Raw genomic sequence first — 265 nt, 5'->3', positions numbered from 1 at the left:
CATGCCTGAGTGGGCAAAGCCCAGAAAAGGTGGAGCTGTGGTGGACGACAAGGACCGTTTCTCCCTCCGCCTCTTTAATCCGCATCTGCACGACGGCTTCTCTCTGCAAATGATGAAGCTCCCCATTGTACGTGGCGCTCTGGCTCAAGTTCTTGGCGATGAAGCTGCAGGCGTGCAAAGTATGTATTTCTACAAAGAACCTGGCTCCCCCGGTCAAGCAGCGCATCAAGACTATTACTATATCAAGAACGATCCGAATACATTG

1 pseudogene is annotated in these 265 nt (G+C 51.7%); it reads left to right on the top strand.

From position 1 onward, the window contains the following. Positions 1 to 40: 40 nt before the first annotated feature. Positions 41 to 265: pseudogene (locus tag KVT27_RS25020) on the top strand (phytanoyl-CoA dioxygenase family protein); the annotation flags it as partial.

Origin of the sequence: Lysinibacillus sp. GbtcB16 (genome assembly GCF_019091145.1) — a bacterium.
Lineage (GTDB): Bacteria > Bacillota > Bacilli > Bacillales_A > Planococcaceae > Lysinibacillus > Lysinibacillus fusiformis.
The sequence above is the reverse complement of the archived record's forward strand: the minus strand, read 5'-3'. Positions and strand labels throughout refer to the sequence as shown.